We start from the raw sequence: 18905 nt of genomic DNA, 5'->3' as shown, positions 1-18905 counted from the left end.
CGCACTACGCAACCAATTCCAGCTCCACCTTCTCCAGGTACCCCGGCACGTACGCCTTCCAACCCTTCGCTCGTACCCGCTGGCGCAGGGCCTCCAGGGCGTCTGGCTCGCCGTGCACCAGCAGCGTCTGTCGGGGAGGCGACTCGAAGCCCTCCATCCAGCGCATCGTCTCCGTCCAGTCCGCGTGCGCGGAGAAGCCGCTCACCGTCTGTATCTCCGCCGCCACCGGCACCATCTGCCCGTGGATGCGGACCTCCTTCTCCCCGTCCAGCATCCGCCGCCCGCGCGAGCCCACCGACTGGTAGCCCACGAACAGCACCGTGTTGCGCGGGTCCGGCAGCCGGTGCTTCAGGTGGTGCAGCACGCGTCCGCCCGTGGCCATGCCCGATGCGGAGATGATGATCGCCGGCCCCTCGTGCATGTTCAGTCGCTTGCTCTCGTTGGGCGACGTCACGAACTTCGTGCGCCGCGTGGCCAGCGGGGACGCTCCGCGCTCCACCAGCGACTTCATCACCAGGTCGTGCTCCTCCGGGTGTGCCAGGTAGATGGGCGTCGCGTCACATGCCATCGGGGAGTCCACGAACACGTCCACCACGGGGATGCGCTTCTCATCCTCCAGCTGGCGCAGGTGGTAGAGCAGCTCCTGCGTCCGTCCAATCGCGAAGGCCGGAATCAACACCACGCCGCCTCGGTCGAAGGCGCCCTTCACCGCGTCGCACAGCGCCTCCATCGGCTTCGTCTCGCGGTGCTGCCTGTCTCCGTAGGTGCTCTCCACCACCAGCGTCGTCGCTGATGCCACGCTCTGCGGGTCTCTCAGGATGGGCGCCTGGTAGCGCCCCAAATCGCCACTGAACACCACCCGCTGTCGCGTGCTCTTCAGGTCGAACACGCACACCGCCGAGCCCAGGATGTGGCCCGCCCGGTAGAAGGTGAGGGTGATGCCGGGAAGGATTTCCTTCGGCCGCTCGTAGCCGAACGTCTCAATCAGTCCCACCGCCCGCTCCGCGTCCGACACCGTGTACAGCGGCAGCGCGGGCCGGTGCTTGGAGAAGCCCTCCTTGTTCGCGTAGCGCGCCTCCTCCTCGTGCAGGTGTGCCGAGTCCGGCAGCAGCAGCGCCGCCAAATCCCGCGTCCCCGAGGTGGAATACACGGGGCCGTCGTAGCCCTCGCGCACCACCCTGGGCAGGCCGCCCGTGTGGTCGATGTGAGCGTGCGTCAGGACGATGGCGTCCAGGCTGGAGGGCGGGAGAGGGAGCGGCTGCCAGTTCCGCTGGCGGAGCTCCTTCTGTCCCTGGAACAGCCCACAGTCCACGAGCACCTTCCTGCCGTCGTGCTCGAGGAGGAACTTGGAGCCGGTCACCGTGCCGGCGGCACCGAGGAAGTGGAGGGAGGCCATGCGCTTACTCTAGCGTGATAACGTGCGGCGCCCATGAGCATCTCCGAGCGACCGCCGGGCGCGGGCCGTCCACCCGAGGGCCCCGAGGACGTCCAGCAGACACGGCCTGTCGGCGAGGGCCGACCGGGTTTCTCCGGCGCCGTCCGCCGCTTCCGCTTCACCCTCCTCGAGGGGCCCCAGCCGGGCCTCGTCAAGGACTCCAACGCGGACACCTTCTCCATCGGCTCGCACGCGCTCAATGACCTCGTGCTCGAAGAGCCCACCGTGTCGCGCTTCCACTGCGAGGTGAAGATCGACCGCGACGGCGCCCGCGTGCGGGACCTCGACAGTCGCAACGGCACGGTGCTCGACGGCGTCCACGTGCGCGAGGCCTACCTGCGCGGCGGCAGCGTGCTCCGCCTGGGCCGCGTCAGCGTGCGCTTCGACTTCAGCTCCGAGAGCAACCGGCTCCTCATCTCCGAGCGCACCACCTTCGGTGAACTGGTGGGGCACTCCGCGGTGACGCGCGCCAGCTTCGCCCTCATGGAGCGCGCCGCGGCCAGCGACGCCACCGTGCTGCTGGAGGGCGAGACGGGCACCGGCAAGAGCCGCGCGGCCCTCGCCATCCACCGCGCGAGCGCCCGCGCGTCGGGGCCGTTCCTCACCGTGGACTGCGGCGCCATCCCCGGCAACCTCCTGGAGAGCGAGCTGTTCGGCCACGAGAAGGGCTCGTTCACCGGCGCGCTCCAGCGCCGCGTGGGGGCCTTCGAGGAGGCGGACGGCGGCACCATCTTCCTGGACGAGATTGGCGAGCTGCCCGCCGAGCTGCAGCCCAAGCTCTTGCGCGTGCTGGAGGACCGGGAGATTCGCCGGCTCGGCTCCAACACGTACCAGCCCGTCAACGTGCGCGTCATCGCCGCCACGCACCGGGATTTGCGTGCCGAGGTGAATGCAGGCCGCTTCCGGCCGGACCTCTTCTTCCGGCTCGCCGTGGTGCGCATCCTCATCCCCGCGCTGCGCGAGCGCCCCGAGGACATCCCCTACATCGCGCAGCGCATCCTCGCGACCTTCGGCGCGGACGCCGCCCAGGTGGAGTCACTGAGCACACCCGAGTTCATCGCGCTGCTCCAGCACGCGGCGTGGCCCGGCAACGTGCGTGAGCTGCGCAACCACCTGGAGCGCTGCCTCGTCTTCCAGGACGCCATGTCGCCCGCCACCGAGGACGTCAGTCCCCAGGGCGTGCTGCGCAGCATGGTGGACCCGAAGCAGCCCTACGCCGAGGCCCGCCGCCGCGCCCTGGAGGCGTTCGAGCGAGAGTACCTGGACGCGCTCCTCAAGCTTCACGGTGGCAAGGTGTCCCAGGCCGCCACCGCCGCGGACATGGACCGCGTGTACCTGTACCGGCTGCTGCGCCGGCATGGGCTGCGGACCTGAGCCGCATACCGAGCGTGGTCAGAAGCCGCTGAGGACGACCTTGCCCAGCGTGCGGCTGCTCTCCACCTGCGCATGCGCGCGCTTGAGGTTGGCCGCGTTGATGGGGCCCAGGTCGGCCTTCATCGTGGTGCGGAGGACTCCGGCGTCCACCAGGTCCGCCACCTCGTTGAGCAGGTGGTGCTGGGCAATCATGTCCGGCGTCTCGAAGCGCGCTCGGGTGAACATGAACTCCCAGTGCAGCGAGGCGCTCTTGGGCTTCAGCTTCGAAATCGGCAGCGGCTTCGCCGGGTCGTCGATGAGCGCCAGCGCCCCCTGAGGCGCGAGCGCTTCGACGATGGCGTCGAAGTGCTGCTCGGTGTGGGTGAGCCCGAGCACGTACTCCACGCCGCGCGGGGCCACGGCCTTCACCTGCTCCACCCACGGCTTCGAGTGGTCGATGACGTGGTGGGCTCCGAGCTCACGGACCCAGTCCTGCGTCTCCGGCCGCGAGGCGGAGGCCAGCACCGTCAGGCCCGTCAGACGCCGCGCGAGCTGGATGGCAATGGAGCCCACGCCGCCCGCGCCTCCGAGGATGAGCACCGAACCCGCCTGGGTGGGCTTGCCCCGGCGGATGCCGAGCCGGTCGAAGAGCAGCTCCCAGGCGGTGATGCTGGTGAGCGGGAGCGCGGCGGCCTGGGCGAACGTCAGCGACTTCGGCTTGCGGCCGACGATGCGCTCGTCCACCAGGTGCTGCTGCGCGTTGGCGCCGGGCCGGTCCAGCGAGCCGGCGTAGAAGACAGCGTCACCCGGCTTGAACAGCGTGGCGTCCGGGCCCACCGCGAGCACCGTCCCCGCCGCGTCCCAGCCGAGCACCTTGTCCTGGCCCTTCGGGTCCGCTCCGGCGCGGACCTTCACGTCCACCGGATTCACGGAGATGGCCTCGACGCGCACCAGCAGGTCCCGGCCCGTGGGCTTCGGCGTGGGAAGCTCGATGTCGATGAGGCTCTCGGCGTGCTCGATGGGAAGCGGCTGGCGGTAGGCAATGGCTCTCATGGGATTCTCCTCGGGGGAAGCGGTGGCTGGCTCCGTTCGAGGGGAAGAATGCGGCCTCCATGTGATATCGGCCATTGATAGTTGACATCATCGAAATAAGCGCTGCATATCCAGTGCATGCGCTACACCGACCTGGACATGGAGCTGCTGCGGGCCTTCGTCACGGTGGTCGACGCGGGCGGGTTCACCGCGGCGGGGGCTCGGCTCGGGCGGACGCAGGCGGCCGTGAGCATCCGCATCAAGCGGCTGGAGGACCTGCTGGAGCGGCAGGTCTTCGACCGGAGCAGTCGCGCGCCGCTGCTCACCCGGGATGGGGAGCTGCTGCTGAGCTACGCGCGGCAGATCCTCAAGCTGAACGACGAGACGGTGCAGCGCTTCATCGAGCCGGACAGCGAGGGTGAGGTGCGGCTCGGAGTGGCGGAGTACTTCGTGCCGCAGCACCTGCCCGTCGTCCTGTCCCGCTTCACGCAGGCGTATCCCCGGGTCCATATCGAGGTGAAGGTCGGGTTGAACGAGAACCTGTCCGCGCTGCTCCAGCAGGGGTTGCTCGACATGGTCATCTGTCGGCGCGACGACCCGCGACAGGGGGGCAGGGTGGTGCGCCGGGAGCGACTGCGGTGGGCGGCCACGCATGACTTCCGAGCCGATGCGGCTTCGGCGCTTCCCGTCTGCTCGCTGCCGCCGCCGTGCATCTTCCGCTCACGGGGGCTCGCGGCCCTGGACTCCATTGGCCGCTCCTGGCGCGTCATCTACACGAGCGAGAGCGTGATGGGCGTCATCGCCGCGGCGCAGGCGGGACTGGGCGCCGCCATCCTTCCCGAGAGCGCCATGACGGGAGGACTCAGGCCCCTCACCGTCGAGGAGGGCTTCCCGGACCTCGGAGAGATTGAGCTGGCCATCTTCGGAGAGGAGCGCGCGGAGCGGAAGCGGCTGTTCTCCACGCTCGTGCGCTTCATCGAGGAGAGCCTGCGCCCGCTCGATGCGCCCCGTCTCGTCGGGTGAGCGCGGGGGAAGGGGCGCACCCCATTCCCCCTCGCGCGTGGCGCTCAGCGCATCTTGAGCACCACCCGGAAGCGGGCGTGGTTGCTCATCATGCGCTCGTAGGCCTCGGCGGCGCGCTCGAGGGGGAACACCTCGTTGCGTGAGCGCACGTCGGCGAGCTTGCTGAAGGCCAGGGTGTCCTGCGAGTCCTGGGGGATGCCGCTCGGCCAGCCCTGCACGCGCTGGCGCTTCAGGAGCAGCTGCAGCCCGCTGACCGGGATGGGCTCGCTGCCCGCGCCCAGTATCAGCAGCGTGCCGTTGCGCCCCAGGCCGCCAAGCAGTTCGCCCGCGAGGCTGCTGCTCGACGCCGTCACCATGATGACGCGCGCCCCGCCGAGCTTCTGGAGGGCCTCGGCCACCGGGCCTTTCTCCGTGTCGATGTATTCGTGTGCGCCGAGCTCGAGGGCAAGCTGCCGTTTGTCCCCGCCGCGCGAGATGGCGACGGTGCGGTAGCCGAGCTTGCGGGCGTACTGGATGCCCAGGTGGCCGAGCCCGCCGATGCCCTGCACCGCGACTAGGTCTCCCGGCCGCACGTTCATGTTGCGCAGGGAGTTGAACGTGGTGACGCCCGCGCAGAGCAGGGGCGCGGCGTCCTCCGAGCTCATTCCCTCGGGCACGCGGGCGAGCGCGTCCTGGGGGGCCACCATGTACTCGGCGTAGCCGCCGTCGTAGCTGATGCCACACACCTGCTGCACCACGCAGGTGACGAAGTCACCGACGCGGCAGGCGTCGCACTGGCCACAGTGGCCGCCGTGCCAGCCCACGCCCACGTGCTGGCCCTCCTTCCAGGCGGTCACCCCGGGGCCCACCCGGTCGATGCGTCCCACCACTTCATGGCCCGGCACCCTCGGGTACTGGATGGGCATCCAGCCTTCCTTGGTGATGGCATCACTGTGACAGATGCCACACGCCTCCACCGCGAGGCGGACCTGCCCCGGGCCGGGCTCGGGCACGTCCCGCTCGACGATTTCAAACGGGGCCCGGGCCTGCCGCACCTGAACCGCCTTCATCTTCCTGGCCATCGCGTCTCCTGTGGGTGTGTGGGACGCGAGTGAATATGGGCAGGGCCGTGGCGCGCGGATGAGGATGCCGGGGTGGGGACCGGGCAGGAGGGCGGATGCTGCCCCTGTGCGTTGCGTTCGGCGGCACGAGCGTCTGGCCGCGCAGGCCGCTACCAGGCTCAGCGGCGCAGGGCGCTGTCGGTCCACGTCACCGTTCCGGGCGCGCCTCCCATGGTCCAGAGGTCCAATCGCAGCAGGTCACCACCGGCGAGCCTGGGCCGACCCTGGGCGTCTCGCGTGACTTCGCCCGGCGCCGTGTGCGCGTAGACGCAGACGTGGGCCCTGGAGCCAGCCAGCTCGCACGCCCGGGTGAGGACCTCCTCCGCGAGCACCCGTGCCGAGTCCAGGGCGTGGCTCCGAGTCTGTGCCTCTTCGGGGAGCGCGTGCCAGGCGAGCAGGACGTTGCCGCCGTCCACCGCGAACATCCATCCCGCCGCCTCCAGCGCGTCACGGGCCGCATCCAGCGCCGCTTCCTTCGCGTCGAAGTCCTCGTCCGTGAGCTCCTCGTGGGACTCGGGGAAACGCACGTCCACGTAGAGGCCCGCGGCCCACGGCGGGGATGTGCCAGGAGCCAGCGCCGCGCGCAGGGCTTCGAGGAACGCGGGCACGTCAGACCAGCGGTCCTCGGGGCACTTCGCGAGACAGCGCTGCACCACGGCCTCCAGCACGGGAGGCGCCTGCACCCGCTCGCCCAGGCGCGGGGGCGGGGCGTGCAGGTGCTGCTCCTCCACCTCCACCGCGCTCGTGCCCTCGAAGGGGAGCCGTCCGGTGAGGAGCTGGTAGAGCAGGACTCCGAGCGCATACAGGTCCGTGCGCGCATCCACGGCCTGTCCGCGAATCTGCTCCGGTGCCATCGCCACCGGGGTGCCCAGCACGGCGCCCGCGCTCGTCAGGCCACTGAGTCCCTCGGGGGCCTGGACGCGCGCGATGCCGAAGTCCACGAGCTTCACCGTGAAGCCCTCCACGCGCGGGAGGACCATCACGTTCTGCGCCTTGAGGTCGCGGTGCAGCACGCCCCGGCCGTGCGCGAAGTGCAGCGCTCCGCCCAGTTCCTCCATCACCGTGAGCGCCTCGGCGGCGGAGAAGGGGCCCCTCTGCGCGAGCCACTGGTCCACGCTCTGTCCCTCCAGCCACTCCATGGCGAGCCACGGCCGGCCATCGCGCAGCTCGCCGTACTCCAGCACCTCCACGATGTGCGGATGGCGGAGCGCCTGCAGCGTGTCCGCTTCCTGCTTGAAGCGGCGGAGCACTTCGCTCACGTGGTTGTACTGCTCACGCACCACCTTCAGCGCGGCGGGTGCGCGGGTGGAGAGGTGGCTGGCGCGGTAGAGCCACGCGGTGACGCCGGGATGGACGCGGGCCTCCACCACCCAGGGGCCCACCAGCGCTCCGGGCTCCAGCTCGTCGCCGTAGAGGGACAGCTCCGCTCCGGGCGCTGCGTCGTCACGTGGGGGTGCTGCGGCCATGGACCCTCCGGCTGCGCGTTGTCACCCTCGTGCTAGCACGGGCCGGGCTGCTCAGGAGGGCCCACGTGCTTCCTTCACGAGCGCTCGCACCCGCTCCGTCCAGAGGGGCGCTTCGTGCGCCGTGGCTTCGACTTCCTGCACGCGGGCCAGGACTGTCGCGTCGTCTCCGGCGGCCCTCGCCGCTCGCGCCGCCCAGACGAGAATCTCCAGGCGCTCGTCGGGGGTGGCCTGCTGCCGCGCCGCTTCCACCAGCGCGGCCCATTCCGGCGCGGCGTAGGAATGCGTGCCCTGGGCTTCGTGCACCACGCGGCGGACCACCGACAACATCAGCCGGTCCGCGGGCAGCAGCCGCGTTTGTGTGGAGGGCTCGTCCAGCCACGTGAGCTGGCGCGAGGCCTCCGGCAGGTCGCCCAGCTCGCAGCACAGTCGTGCCACGAGCAGCGCGTCCTGCGCCATGGAGGCAGGGAAGAAGCGCTGGCTGAGCACTCCCGCGCGGCGGGCCAGGGGGAGCGCTTCCGCGGCCCGCCCCTGGTAGCCGAGCAGCAACGACAGGTTGAAGGCCGAGGTCCGCTCTATCTGCACGTTGCCCAGCTCGCGCCCCAGCAACACGGCGCGCTCCAGGTCCGTCCGGGCGCCCTCCACGTCACGGCGTTGCACGTGCAACACCATCCGGTTGTTGAGCGCCACACCCAGGTGCAGGGTGTCCCCTGTCGATTCGCAGAGCGCGATGGCTTCCTCGAAGCGCCTCGCCGCGTCCTCCAGGTGCCCCGTCCACGCCAACATCGCGCCGAGCATGGACAGCGCAATCGCCTCCGTCTCCGCGTCGCCTCCGGCCCTCGCGGCGTCCACGGCCCGCTCCAGCGGGGGCACCGCGCCCGTGATGTCCTCCCGCCTCACGACGACGCGCGCCTGGGCCAGCGCATGGCGCGCGGCCAGCTCCGGCGGCACGGTATCCCCCAGGCAACGCAGGGCCTGCTCCAACAGCGCAGTGGACCCGTCCGGGTCGTCCTGCCAGTCGAGCGCGGTGGCCTCTTCCAGCAGCAGGTCCGCCTCGCGCACCACGTCTCCGCGGGCCTCCGCCAGCGCTCGCGCGGCGCGCAGGTCCGCCAGGGCATCGTCGATGCGCTGCAGCCGGTAGCGCACGCGTCCGCGTCCGGACAGCAACTCCATCCGGACTGCGTCGTCCCCGCGTGGCAGCAGGTCCAGCGCGGCGGAATAGTGGCGCTCCGCCTCCAGCAACCGGTGCGCGCGGCGACCGGACTCGGCCAGCATGCGATGGAGCGCGAGCGCCTGGGGCTCGTCTCCCGCGGCCTCGGCCAGTCGTGCCCTGCGCGCGGCGGGCGCATCCGGCAGGGCCCTCAGCGCCGCCGCGCAGACGCGCTGCCGCAGGGACGTGGGCAGCAGCGCACCGAAGGCGTCGCGCAGGGTGGAGTGCTCGAAGCGCCAGCGCCGGGGCCCGCGCGGCTCCAGCATGCCCGCGCGCGTCAGCCGCTCCAGGGCGACGCCCGGGTCCAGGGACAGGTCCAGCGCGTCGTCCGCCTCCAGGTGCGCGAGCGTCGCGGACAGCTCCTCCAGCCGCACCTCGTCGCCCAGCAGCGCCGCCACCTGGAGCAGGGAGCGCAGTCCGGAGGGCAGGGCCGCGAGGCTCCGCTCCGCGAGCCGCTCGTCCGGGCGCGGGCTGTCCGAGGCCAGACCGTGCAGCGCGTCCGCCGCCAGGTAGTTGCCACCGCCCGCCTGCGCGCGGATGGCTCCGGCCGCGCGCAGCGCCCGCACCGTCTCCAACATGCGCAGCGGTGAGCCGCCACACCGGTCCACCAGCTCGCGCAGGACGCCCTCGGCCAGCAGGTCCACGGGCTTCAGGAGCTGACGCAGCAGCTCGCGGGCCGCGTCTTCCCGGAGCGGAGGCAGCTCCCGCTGCGCCGAGTCCCGCGCGCGCTCACCGAGGTACGGACGCAGGCCCAGCAGCCGGTGCCGACCGGCGAGCACCACGCAGAGCGAAGCGTGGATGCCGGCAAGCGTGGCCAGCTCCAGCGCATCGAGCGCGGTCGGGTCCAGCGTGTGGGCGTCATCCACGAGCACCACGAGCGGCCGCGCCGCCGCGAGCCGCCACAGCCGTGAGGCCAGGGCCCGGGCGATGAGCTGCCTTCGCGCGGCGGGATGCGAGGTGGGCCCGGAGCTCTCGAGGAGGTGGCGCACCGCCTCGTCGGGAGGCGTGGATGCCGGCAACCCAAGCACGGTGGTGATGAGGTTGCGCAGGCCACTCTCGCTGGCGCTGCCCTCGTCCGGCTGGGCCTCCACGAAGAGGACGGACACGCTCGGGGTACCGCGCAGCTCCCGGTGCCACTCCGCGAGCAGGCGCGTCTTGCCCAGCCCTTCCTCACCCAGCAGCGTGCGCAGGGCCGGAGCGCCGCTAGCGCGGACTCGCGCGAGCCCCTCTCGAAGCCAGGCCAGCTCCGCCTCGCGGCCCAGCGTGACGTCGATGGTGGGCAGCACCACCTCGGGCGCCAGCGTGCGGCCTGGCTCGGCATCGCCCAGGTGGACGCGGGCCTCCTCGGTGAGCGCGGGCTGCGCGACAGCGCCGGGCGGCGGGGGAGCAGGCCACCACCGCTCGAGACGCTCCAGCGCGGCGCCGCCCACCGTCACCCTGCCCGCACGCTCGCGGATGCGCAGGGGCGCGCTGTGGATGACACGCTCCGCGCCGGACGGAAGCACCGAGGCCAGGGCCTCGGCGGACTTGAGCGCCGCGCGCAGCCCCACCTCCACCGTGCCCGCATGGGGGAAGGCGAAGACGGCCAGTCCGGCCTCCACCCGCGCCAGCTCCGCGCCGAACGCCGCGAGCTGCGAGAGCATGGCCGGGACGTCCATCGACGTCTTCACCCCGAGCAGCGCTACCTCCCGCGGACCCTGGGGCGCGCGGGGCGCCTCCGTGCCGTCTCGCGAAGACGAAGACACGGCAGCGGAGGGCACCACGGTCCGCCCCGCCGTGTCCGCCAGCACGCGCCGCAGGTCCGCCGCCAGCGCCGCCGCGCTTGGGAATCGCTCCTCCGGGTCCTTCGCCAGCAGCCGCTGCACGAGGACCTCGACGGGCGCGGGCACCGGCCAGGGCGCCAGCTCCCTCAGCGCGGGCGGCCGGCGCGACACGTGCGCCTGCAGCACGGCCGCCGAGTCACCGACGAACGGCGGCCGTCCGCACAGCAGCTCGAAGAAGACGACTCCCAGGCTGTACAGGTCCGCCCGCGCGTCGATGCTCCGGGCGTCGCGGCACTGCTCGGGCGCCATGTACTCGTGGGTGCCCAGGCGCTGGCCGGTGCGCGTCAGGGTGACGGCGGGCGCCATGGCGTCCTCGGTGGCGCCCAGGCGCGCCAGGCCGAAGTCCAGGAGCACGGCCCGAGCCTCGGCGAGCATCACGTTCTCCGGCTTGAGGTCCCGGTGCACGACGGCCGCGGTGTGCATGTGCCCCACGGCCTCCGCCAGCGCGACCATGAGGGGGGCGGCCTCGGCCCAGGGCAGCGCCCCGGGGCCGGGCAGTTCCGCCAGCCTGCGCGCGAGCGTGAGCCCGTCGATGCGCTCCATCACCACCAGCGGCTCGCCCGCGCGTGTCGTCCCCTGGCCCAGCAGCTGGGGCGCGGCGGGCGGACCGATGCGGCGCAGCGCCTCCACCTCGCGCTCCAGCCGCTCGCTCGCCAGGGGCTCCAGCACCTTGAGGGCCACCTCGCGCCCGTCCTCCGCCCGGAGCGCGGAGAAGACGCGACCGAAGCCGCCACGTCCCAGGGGGGCTCCCACGGTGTAGCCCGTCACTTCCGGGGGCACGGCCGGGGCCGCCGGCGGACGCGGCTCGGCCGAGGGGTGGAGGGGGCAGCGCTCCGCCACACGGCGGTGACAGGTGGGACAGCGCATTCGGATCGAGAACGCCTGACCCGGGAAATCATCGCCGGTCAGCCGCGTGGACGGAAGGAGACCCTGCGTCCAGACCTCGCGGCCACCGGGAAGGGGCGAGGAAGGCTCGGAGACGGCTCGGAGGCCCTCCCGGGACACTCAGTCCGACATCTCCGGCAGGTCGGGCAGCGTGTCCGGGTCCAGCTTGAGGATGACGCACAGCCGCGTCAGCGTGGAAATGGTGGGCACCATGACCCCCCGCTCCACCCGGGCGAGGACCTCCACGGGAATCTCCAGACGCTCGGCGACCTCCTCCATGCCGAGCCCCGCCTGCTGGCGGGCGGCCTTCAGTGCCGCTCCGAGCACCTCGGCCTTTTCCCTCCGACTCGTGTTCATGGCCCCGAGCATGACGCCATCCGGTCCGTCCGTCATCCAATTCACCACATGGACGGTACCCGACGCATGGCCTCGAACACTGGCTCCGGGCCCGGGGGCCCCCGCGCAAGCCACCCTCCCGTCCCCGGCAAGTGTGCGGCCCGGCTGGGAGGGACTGGCCACCCCGTCAGGTCGTGCGCACGGTGGCGGTAGGGGGCTGTGGCATTGGCGCCAGGGGCTGTGTTAGGTCGCCCCTCCCCGGTATCCCCCTGGGCAGGAGACAGGAGAAGCGAATGGCCCGTCGCCACGTCCGCGTCGTCGGTGCAATGCTCCAGAACGACGGGGGGCGCTACCTCATCACCCAGCGCCCTCCCAAAGCTTCGCTGCCCCTGCTGTGGGAGTTCCCCGGCGGCCGGGTGGAGGAGGGCGAGGACGACGCCACCGCGCTCGCCCGCGAGATTCAGGAGGAGATGGGCGTGGCCGTGCACGTGCTCGAGCAGGCCATGCACACCCGCCACGAGTACCCGACCTACGACATCGACTTCCGCGTCTTCCACTGCCGGATGGCCGAGCCCGAGGGCAACATCCGCCACCTGCGCGTGCACGACCACCGCTGGGTGACGCTGGAGGAGATGTCCGGCTACCGCTTCCCGGACGCGGACGCCAAGACGCTGGCGAAGCTGCTCGACCTGGACTCCTGACGTGTCGGCCCGACTGGCCCTCGTCATGGCCCTGCTCGGGGGCCTGCTCGCCGCCTGCTCGCGCTCCAAGCCCGTTCCGCCCGGGGACACCGCTCCGGATGCCGGCTCCCAGGTGCCCGCGGTCGGCGTGCCCGGCTGCACGCTCTACGGCGAGCCCCGCCAGACGGGCACCGTGCCGGACGTGCTGCCCGAGCTGTCCGGCCTGGCCGCCAGCCAGCGCCACCCCGGCGCCTTCTGGGCGCACAACGACTCCGGCAATGCCTTCGAGGCGTTCGCCATCGACGAGAAGGGCGCCGTCCGCGCGCGGCTGACGCTCACCGGCGCCGACCCCCGCGACGTCGAGGACGTGGCGGTGGGCCCCTGCGCCCCCGGGGACCCGCGCCCGTGCGTCTTCCTGGCGGACATCGGCGACAACTTCGAGCGCCGGGACGTCCTGCGCATCTACCGCTTCGCGGAGCCCGAGGCGCTCGCTGACGCCACCGTGCCCGTGGAGGTGCTCTCCTTCTCGTACCCCGACGGCTCGCACGACGCGGAGTCGCTCATCCTGGACGCGCGCTCCGGGCGGCTGGCCGTCATCACCAAGACGCGCGAATCGCTGGGTGACGTCTTCGCCCTGGACGGAGCCCGGCCGGGCGCGACGGTGACCGCGACGAAGCTCGGCACGCTGGAGGTGCCGGAGGGGTTGGACCGCTCCACCACCGCCGCGTCGCTCCACCCGTCCGGCCAGCGTCTGCTGCTGCGCACGTACACCCGGGTGTGGGAGGTGCGACAGCCGGACGCCGCCCGCCTGGAAGACCTCCTGAAAGGGCAGGTGGTCGAAGTGCCGGGTGCAAGCCAGCCTCAGGCGGAGGCCATTACGTTTCTACAGGACGGCAACGGCTACCTGCTGGGCACGGAGTTCACCAGTCAACCCCTGTGGCTCACGGGATGTCGCTGATCTGGCGCAAGGGTCGGCACTGCCCGTGAAGCCCGCTTGCCGGGTTGACGGTATGGCGACGGTGAACATCTTTGGCCACAGCCAGGGTGCCCCCACATGGGCAAGGTGTCCCTGTGAGTGGGAGGGGGAGGGCGAGCGTGCCGACGATGAAGCCACAGGATTTGCCGCCGGGTATGGGCCCGCGCGGAAAGAAGACGGACAAGCCAACACCGACACCGGGGAAGGGCTTCAGGTTCGGCTCACCTCTGGGCTACATCTTGTTGCTGGTCCTGGGCTTCCTGCTGTTCCGCAACGTCTTCCAGGACGCGGGCGTGCGGCGAGTGAGCTACAGCCAGTTCCGAGATGCGGTGGAGGCGGGCAACTTCAGCCGCGTCCAGATTTCCAATGAGTGGGTGAAGGGTTTCCTCAAGGACACGGCGCAGCCGCCTCCGTCCTCGACGGGAGACCGCGCGCTGCGCAGCGAGCCCAGCGCGCTGCCGTGGATGGCGTACCGCGTCCCCGGTGACGAGGGGCTCGTCCCGCTGCTGGAGCAGAAGGGCATCCAGTTCGAGGCGGTGCCGCAGTCCGGGCTCGGCGAGGCGCTATGGATATGGCTCCTACCGTTGGGCCTCTTCGTCTTCTTCTGGAGCTTCATGATGCGGAGGATGGCCGGTGGCATGGGCCAGGGTCCGCAGAGCGTCATGAGCTTCGGGAAGACGCGCGCCAAGGTGCAGGCCGAGGCGGACACCGGCGTGGGCTTCAAGGACGTGGCCGGCGTCGACGAGGCGGTGGACGAGCTGCGCGAAATCGTCGAGTTCCTCAAGACGCCGGAGAAGTTCCGACGCCTGGGCGGACGCATCCCCAAGGGCGTGCTGCTCGTGGGCCCTCCGGGCACGGGCAAGACGCTGCTGGCGCGCGCGGTGGCGGGTGAAGCGGGCGTGCCCTTCTTCAGCCTCTCCGGCTCCGAGTTCGTGGAGATGTTCGTCGGCGTGGGCGCCGCCCGCGTGAGAGACCTCTTCGCGCAGGCCACGGCGAAGGCGCCGTGCATCATCTTCATCGACGAGCTGGACGCCATCGGCAAGAGCCGCAACGCGGGCGTCGCCGGTGGCCACGACGAGCGCGAGCAGACGCTCAACCAGCTGCTGGCGGAGATGGACGGCTTCGACAGCCGCGCGGGGCTCATCATCCTCGCGGCCACCAACCGGCCTGAAATCCTGGACAGCGCGCTGATGCGCCCGGGTCGCTTCGACCGGCAGGTGCTGGTGGACCGGCCGGACAAGCGGGGCCGCGAGCGCGTGCTCGAAATCCACTCGCGCGGCGTGAAGCTGGGACCGGACGTGGACCTCAAGTCCATCGCCTCGCGCACGCCGGGCTTCGCCGGCGCGGACCTGGCCAACGTGGTCAACGAGGCCGCGCTGCTGGCCGCGCGCCGCAACCGCGACGCGGTGATGCGGGCGGACTTCGAGGAGGCGATTGAACGCGTGGTGGCGGGCCTGGAGAAGAAGAACCGCCGCATGAACGAGCGCGAGAAGGAAATCGTCGCGCACCACGAGGCGGGCCACGCGGTGGTGGGCTGGATGATGCCGTACGCCGAGCGGGTGACGAAGGTGTCCATCATCCCCCGCGGCCTCGCGGCGCTGGGCTACACCATGTCGCTGCCGCTGGAGGACCGCTACCTCATGTCGCTGGAGGAGCTGCGGGACAAGATGGCGGGGATGATGGGGGGCCGCGCGGCGGAGGAGATCTTCATCGGAGAGATTTCCACCGGCGCCTCCAACGACATCCGCCAGGCCACGGAGATGGCCCGGATGATGGTCCGCGACTACGGCATGAGCTCGCTGGGCCCCGTCGCGCTGAGCGCCGACCACGGGCCGGGCTTCCTGCGCTCCGCCGGTGTGCCCGAGGTGCGCAGCTACTCGGAGCAGACAGCGCGGATGATTGACGAGGAGGTCCGCAAGCTCGTCAGCGAGGCGCTGGACCGGGCGCGGGAGACGCTCACCCTCCACAAGGACAAGGTGCAGGCCGTGGCGGCCCGGCTGCTGGCCACCGAGGTCATCGAGGAGGACGCGATGGCCGCCATCCTCGGTCCCAAGGTGGTGGCCCAGCGCGGCCTGCTGCACCCGGAGGCGCGTCAGGTCATCTCGGCGCACCCCGTGGGAGTGGGGGAGCACGACGAGCAGACGCCGCCCACGCAGCACGCCACCAAGGCGCCCCTGGATTCATAACGGGACGCCTGGGCGCCTGCCCTGCTGCCGTCCATTCGCCCACCGACGCCGCAGCGGCCTGCGGTGTCCGGTGGGCGAAATTATCTTGAGCGCTAAAGGAGGCGTCGCCGTGGAGAACAGGATCGGCAAGAGCTACGTGGCCCGGAAGACCCTTTTCGCGAAGGGGCTGAAGGATGGACGGCTCACGGTTCAGGAGATCGAGGAGGCGCTGCCTCCGGGGACCCTGACGGCGGCGGAGCGGTGGCTCCTCTACTACTCGCTGCGCGCGGCGCAGGTGGAGATCATCGACGAAGTCACGGGACAGGTGGACCACGGCTTCATGGCCGAGTCCCCCGCCGCACCGCAGGAGCATTAGCGCTCTTCGCGCCGTTGACAGGTGCGCGCTCGCGGTTACGTTCCGGGGAATCCAACCCAACCGCGCACGCGCGCACCTCCCATCGCCTCAGGTTCTTCGACATGGACGGCAACTCCCGCAGCGACGCAACCCCCGAAGCCCAGCAGGCCCAGACCGCCAACGGCGGGGCGCCCGGCCCGGCCTCCGAGGAGGCCACCGCGCAGCAGCCGCCTGAGCCCGCCGCTCCGAAGGCCGACCCGGAGAAGGAGCGGCTGCTGGCGGAGCTGGACGGCACCCGGAAGAAGTACGACCAGCTCGCCCGCGCCTACCAGGACGTCAATCGGGACCGCGAGGAGTTCAAGCAGCGGCTCACCCGCGAGCGCGACCGGATGCTGGACGTGGAGCGCGGCAACGTGGCCACCACGCTGCTGGAGGCCATCGACGAGCTCGACAGGTGCCTGGCGGTGAGCGGCCAGGACGTGTCCCCCCTGGCCCAGGGCGTGCGGATGATTCGCGACGCGCTGCTGACCAAGGTGCAGGGCACCGGAATCGAGCGCATCCAGGTGGTGGGGCAGCGGTTCGACCCCAACGTGGCCGAGGCCTCGGACATGGAAATCACCACCACCCCGGACGAGGACCAGCGCGTCATCTCCGAGGTGCGCGCGGGCTACCGGCTGAAGGACCGCATCATCCGCCCCGCCCGGGTCAAGGTGGCGAAGTACGTGGCCCCGGCCCAGGCCTGAGGGCCAAAGGCGTTCCAGCCCGGGAAGGGAGCGACCGGGGCCGCTGTTGGCCCCGATCGCCATGGCCCGCCGTATAAGCTGCCCCTCCGTGCTCTCCCGACTGCTTCCCGTCTTCCTCGTGCTGGCGCTCGCCCCCATGGCGCGTGCCGACGAGGGTCCGCTCGACTCATGGCTCCAGGCGCGGGTGCGCGAGCACACCGCCTGGTTCGCCGCCCAGGCCGCCGGGGAGAGTCGCTCCGGTGCCCTGGAGCTGTGGCGGGAGCGCGCACCGGGCGACAAGGTGCTTCCCGACTTCGTGCCCCCCACGTCGCTGGCCCCGCTGATCCGCGCGGTGGAGGCGGGCGTGGTCAACATCACCACCGTGGCCCTGCGGGAGAGCGGGCTCGGAGGGATGAAGAAGGCCACCGGCTCCGGCTTCGTGCTGACGCCGGACGGCCTGGTCGTCACCAACAACCACGTGGTGGCCGGGGCGCGGCAGATTGCCGTCCGCCTGTCGGACGGCCGCGAGTTCGCCGCCGAGGTGGTGGGCCGCGACGCCTCCACGGACGTGGCGCTGCTGCGGCTGAGCGGCGCCGGCCTGGGCAACCTCCCGGCCGTCTACCTCGGTGACTCGGACAAGCTGGAGGTGGGGGACTGGGTGGTGGCCATCGGCAACCCGTTCGGCCTGGACCACTCGGTGGCGCACGGGATGATCTCCGCCAAGGAGCGCGTGCTGGGCGTGGGCCAGTTCGACGACTTCATCCAGACGGACGCCCTCATCAACCCCGGCAACTCCGGCGGCCCCCTCTTCAACATGAAGGGCGAGGTGGTGGGCGTGACGACGGCCATCATCAGCCAGGGACAGGGCATCGGCTTCGCGGTGCCCATCAACCTGGTGAAGGATTTGCTGCCCAACCTCCGGGAGAACGGGAAGCTGGAGCGCGGCTGGCTGGGCGTGGTCATCACCGACGACGGCGGCAAGGGCGAGCGGCGCGCCCCGGTGGTGAAGGACGTCTACAAGGACAGCCCGGCCGCGGCCGCCGGCATCCGCCCCGGCGACAGGCTGGCGGCCGTGAATGGGCGCGCGATTGCCTCCTACCTGCAGCTGTTGCGCAAGGTGGCGCTGCTGGCGCCCGGCACCGAGGCGCGGCTGACGCTGCAGCGCGAGGGCGTGACGCGGGAGGTGTCCGTGCGGCTCATCGTCCGGCCGGCACAGGAGGCCACCGAGGGGCTCATCCAGCGGACCTCCAGCGAGCAGGACGTGGGGCTGGCGCTGCGAGATCTCACGCCGGAGGTGGCGGCGCCGCTGGGCGAGGAGGCCTGGTCCGGGGCGCTGGTGTCCACCGTCACGCCGCGCAGCCCGGCGGACGAGGCGGGCCTGCGCGCGGGCGACGTGGTGACGGAGGTGAATCGCCGCAGGGTGAAGGACGCGGCCGGGGTGCGCGCGGCGCTCGCGAAGGGCAGCGCCGGGGCCAGCATCCTGCTGCGGGTGAAGCGGGGCGACGCGCTCCAGTACGTGGCCATCGCCCGGTGAGGCGGGGAGGGCTGCCGCCCTCCGAGGCTACTTCCCGGCGTTGGCGTCCTTGCCGTTGAGCCACAGGCCCATCTGTCCGCCGGTGCGGCCCTCGGTGACGAGGATGCCTTCGATGCGGGCGGTGACGCCGAAGTTCTTCCCGCCGCCCTTCTTGGGCAGGCTCCACACGCCCTGCGGGGTGAAGACCACCTGCGCGCGCATGCCGCGCATGGAGAACATGCGGGAGAACATCTGCCCGTTCCACCCCTCCGGCAGGGTGCCGGTGACGGTGAGGTAGGGCAGCAGGGGGTTGCCGTTGGCGTCCGTCTTCTTCGGCGTGCCGTGGGTGAGGGCGTAGCGGCCGGCCGGGAAGAACGGGGTGATGTTGATGGTGTACTCCCCCGTGGTCGGCGAGTAGGGGCCCGGGGACAGCATGGTGGCGTCGTCCTCGGTGATGATCAGGTACAGCCGCTTGCCCTGGTACTTCTTGCGGAACGCCTCCGCCTGCGACTTGCACTGCGGGTCCACGAAGGCCCCCTCGCACGCGCCGACGTACTTCTCCAGGAAGGCCCCCAGCCCGCCCAGCGGCTCGGACTCGTCACGCAGCTTCGCGAAGCGCGAGTCCACGTCGGCCAGGGCCAGCGCGGGCAGGAGGAGGGAAACGGCGGCGGCGAGGAAGCGGCTCACGTGAGGGGACTCCAGGGAAAACGAGGGGTTTCAGTCTCCATGCTGCCACCGCGCCGTCCCCCGGGCACTCCTCTTTCAGTGGGTGGGGAGGGGTGGATATAGGTGGATATAGGTGAAGAACTTGCCTACATGTGGCTACCATGTAGT

Annotated in this window: 15 protein-coding genes; 8 read left to right on the top strand and 7 right to left on the bottom strand. The window is 71.4% G+C overall.

Features of this window, described 5'->3' with window-relative positions; all coding sequences use genetic code 11:
- Nucleotides 1-4: 4 nt before the first annotated feature.
- Nucleotides 5-1396, bottom strand: coding sequence for an MBL fold metallo-hydrolase RNA specificity domain-containing protein (locus tag G4D86_RS42715; protein WP_164000411.1), 1392 nt, complete (start codon nt 1394-1396; stop codon nt 5-7).
- A gap of 33 nt (nt 1397-1429) precedes the next feature.
- Here G4D86_RS42715 and G4D86_RS42710 point away from each other — a divergent pair, with 33 nt between their 5' ends.
- Nucleotides 1430-2809 (top strand): sigma 54-interacting transcriptional regulator, encoded by a 1380-nt coding sequence (locus G4D86_RS42710; RefSeq protein ID WP_164000408.1) that lies wholly within the window; start codon nt 1430-1432, stop codon nt 2807-2809.
- Between the two features lie 18 nt (nt 2810-2827).
- Here the strand turns inward: G4D86_RS42710 and G4D86_RS42705 are convergent, their stop codons facing one another.
- Entirely contained in the window at nt 2828-3841 is a 1014-nt protein-coding gene (locus G4D86_RS42705) for a zinc-binding alcohol dehydrogenase family protein (RefSeq protein ID WP_164000406.1), read from the bottom strand.
- A gap of 117 nt (nt 3842-3958) precedes the next feature.
- On the opposite strand from G4D86_RS42705, the gene G4D86_RS42700 reads away from it, so the two are divergent.
- Nucleotides 3959-4843 (top strand): LysR substrate-binding domain-containing protein, encoded by an 885-nt coding sequence (locus G4D86_RS42700; RefSeq protein WP_240360795.1) that lies wholly within the window; start codon nt 3959-3961, stop codon nt 4841-4843.
- A 44-nt stretch (nt 4844-4887) separates the two neighbouring features.
- Here G4D86_RS42700 and G4D86_RS42695 read toward each other — a convergent pair whose 3' ends face one another.
- From G4D86_RS42695 to G4D86_RS42680, 4 genes are all read right to left on the bottom strand, one after another.
- Nucleotides 4888-5904 (bottom strand): alcohol dehydrogenase, encoded by a 1017-nt coding sequence (locus G4D86_RS42695; protein WP_164000404.1) that lies wholly within the window; start codon nt 5902-5904, stop codon nt 4888-4890.
- Between the two features lie 158 nt (nt 5905-6062).
- Complete coding sequence (locus tag G4D86_RS42690; protein ID WP_164000402.1) at nt 6063-7409, bottom strand: serine/threonine-protein kinase; 1347 nt, start codon at nt 7407-7409, stop codon at nt 6063-6065.
- 51 nt (nt 7410-7460) lie between these two features.
- Nucleotides 7461-11219: a serine/threonine-protein kinase gene (locus G4D86_RS42685; protein ID WP_240360794.1), complete on the bottom strand. Its 3759-nt coding sequence runs from the start codon at nt 11217-11219 to the stop codon at nt 7461-7463.
- 225 nt (nt 11220-11444) lie between these two features.
- On the bottom strand, nt 11445-11717 hold the full coding sequence (locus tag G4D86_RS42680) for a helix-turn-helix domain-containing protein (protein WP_240360793.1): 273 nt from the start codon (nt 11715-11717) through the stop codon (nt 11445-11447).
- Between the two features lie 236 nt (nt 11718-11953).
- Here G4D86_RS42680 and G4D86_RS42675 point away from each other — a divergent pair, with 236 nt between their 5' ends.
- From G4D86_RS42675 to G4D86_RS42650, 6 genes are all read left to right on the top strand, one after another.
- The gene (locus tag G4D86_RS42675) at nt 11954-12361 is read left to right on the top strand and encodes a (deoxy)nucleoside triphosphate pyrophosphohydrolase (RefSeq protein ID WP_164000398.1); all 408 of its coding nucleotides are present in this window, start codon (nt 11954-11956) and stop codon (nt 12359-12361) included.
- 25 nt (nt 12362-12386) lie between these two features.
- Nucleotides 12387-13298: a hypothetical protein gene (locus G4D86_RS42670; protein WP_164000469.1), complete on the top strand. Its 912-nt coding sequence runs from the start codon at nt 12387-12389 to the stop codon at nt 13296-13298.
- Nucleotides 13299-13471: 173 nt separating this feature from the next.
- On the top strand, nt 13472-15502 hold the full coding sequence (gene ftsH, locus G4D86_RS42665; protein ID WP_164000396.1) for an ATP-dependent zinc metalloprotease FtsH: 2031 nt from the start codon (nt 13472-13474) through the stop codon (nt 15500-15502).
- 109 nt (nt 15503-15611) lie between these two features.
- Complete coding sequence (locus G4D86_RS42660) at nt 15612-15857, top strand: RNA polymerase sigma factor region1.1 domain-containing protein (protein ID WP_164000393.1); 246 nt, start codon at nt 15612-15614, stop codon at nt 15855-15857.
- A 101-nt stretch (nt 15858-15958) separates the two neighbouring features.
- Complete coding sequence (locus G4D86_RS42655) at nt 15959-16579, top strand: nucleotide exchange factor GrpE (RefSeq protein ID WP_164000392.1); 621 nt, start codon at nt 15959-15961, stop codon at nt 16577-16579.
- Between the two features lie 61 nt (nt 16580-16640).
- The gene (locus G4D86_RS42650; protein ID WP_164000390.1) at nt 16641-18092 is read left to right on the top strand and encodes a trypsin-like peptidase domain-containing protein; all 1452 of its coding nucleotides are present in this window, start codon (nt 16641-16643) and stop codon (nt 18090-18092) included.
- Between the two features lie 27 nt (nt 18093-18119).
- Here G4D86_RS42650 and G4D86_RS42645 read toward each other — a convergent pair whose 3' ends face one another.
- Nucleotides 18120-18758, bottom strand: coding sequence for a DUF6066 family protein (locus tag G4D86_RS42645; RefSeq protein ID WP_164000388.1), 639 nt, complete (start codon nt 18756-18758; stop codon nt 18120-18122).
- Between the last annotated feature and the right edge of the window lie 147 nt (nt 18759-18905).

It is taken from the genome of Pyxidicoccus caerfyrddinensis, assembly GCF_010894405.1.
GTDB lineage: Bacteria > Myxococcota > Myxococcia > Myxococcales > Myxococcaceae > Myxococcus > Myxococcus caerfyrddinensis.
This window is presented reverse-complemented; position numbering and strand designations above follow the sequence as displayed.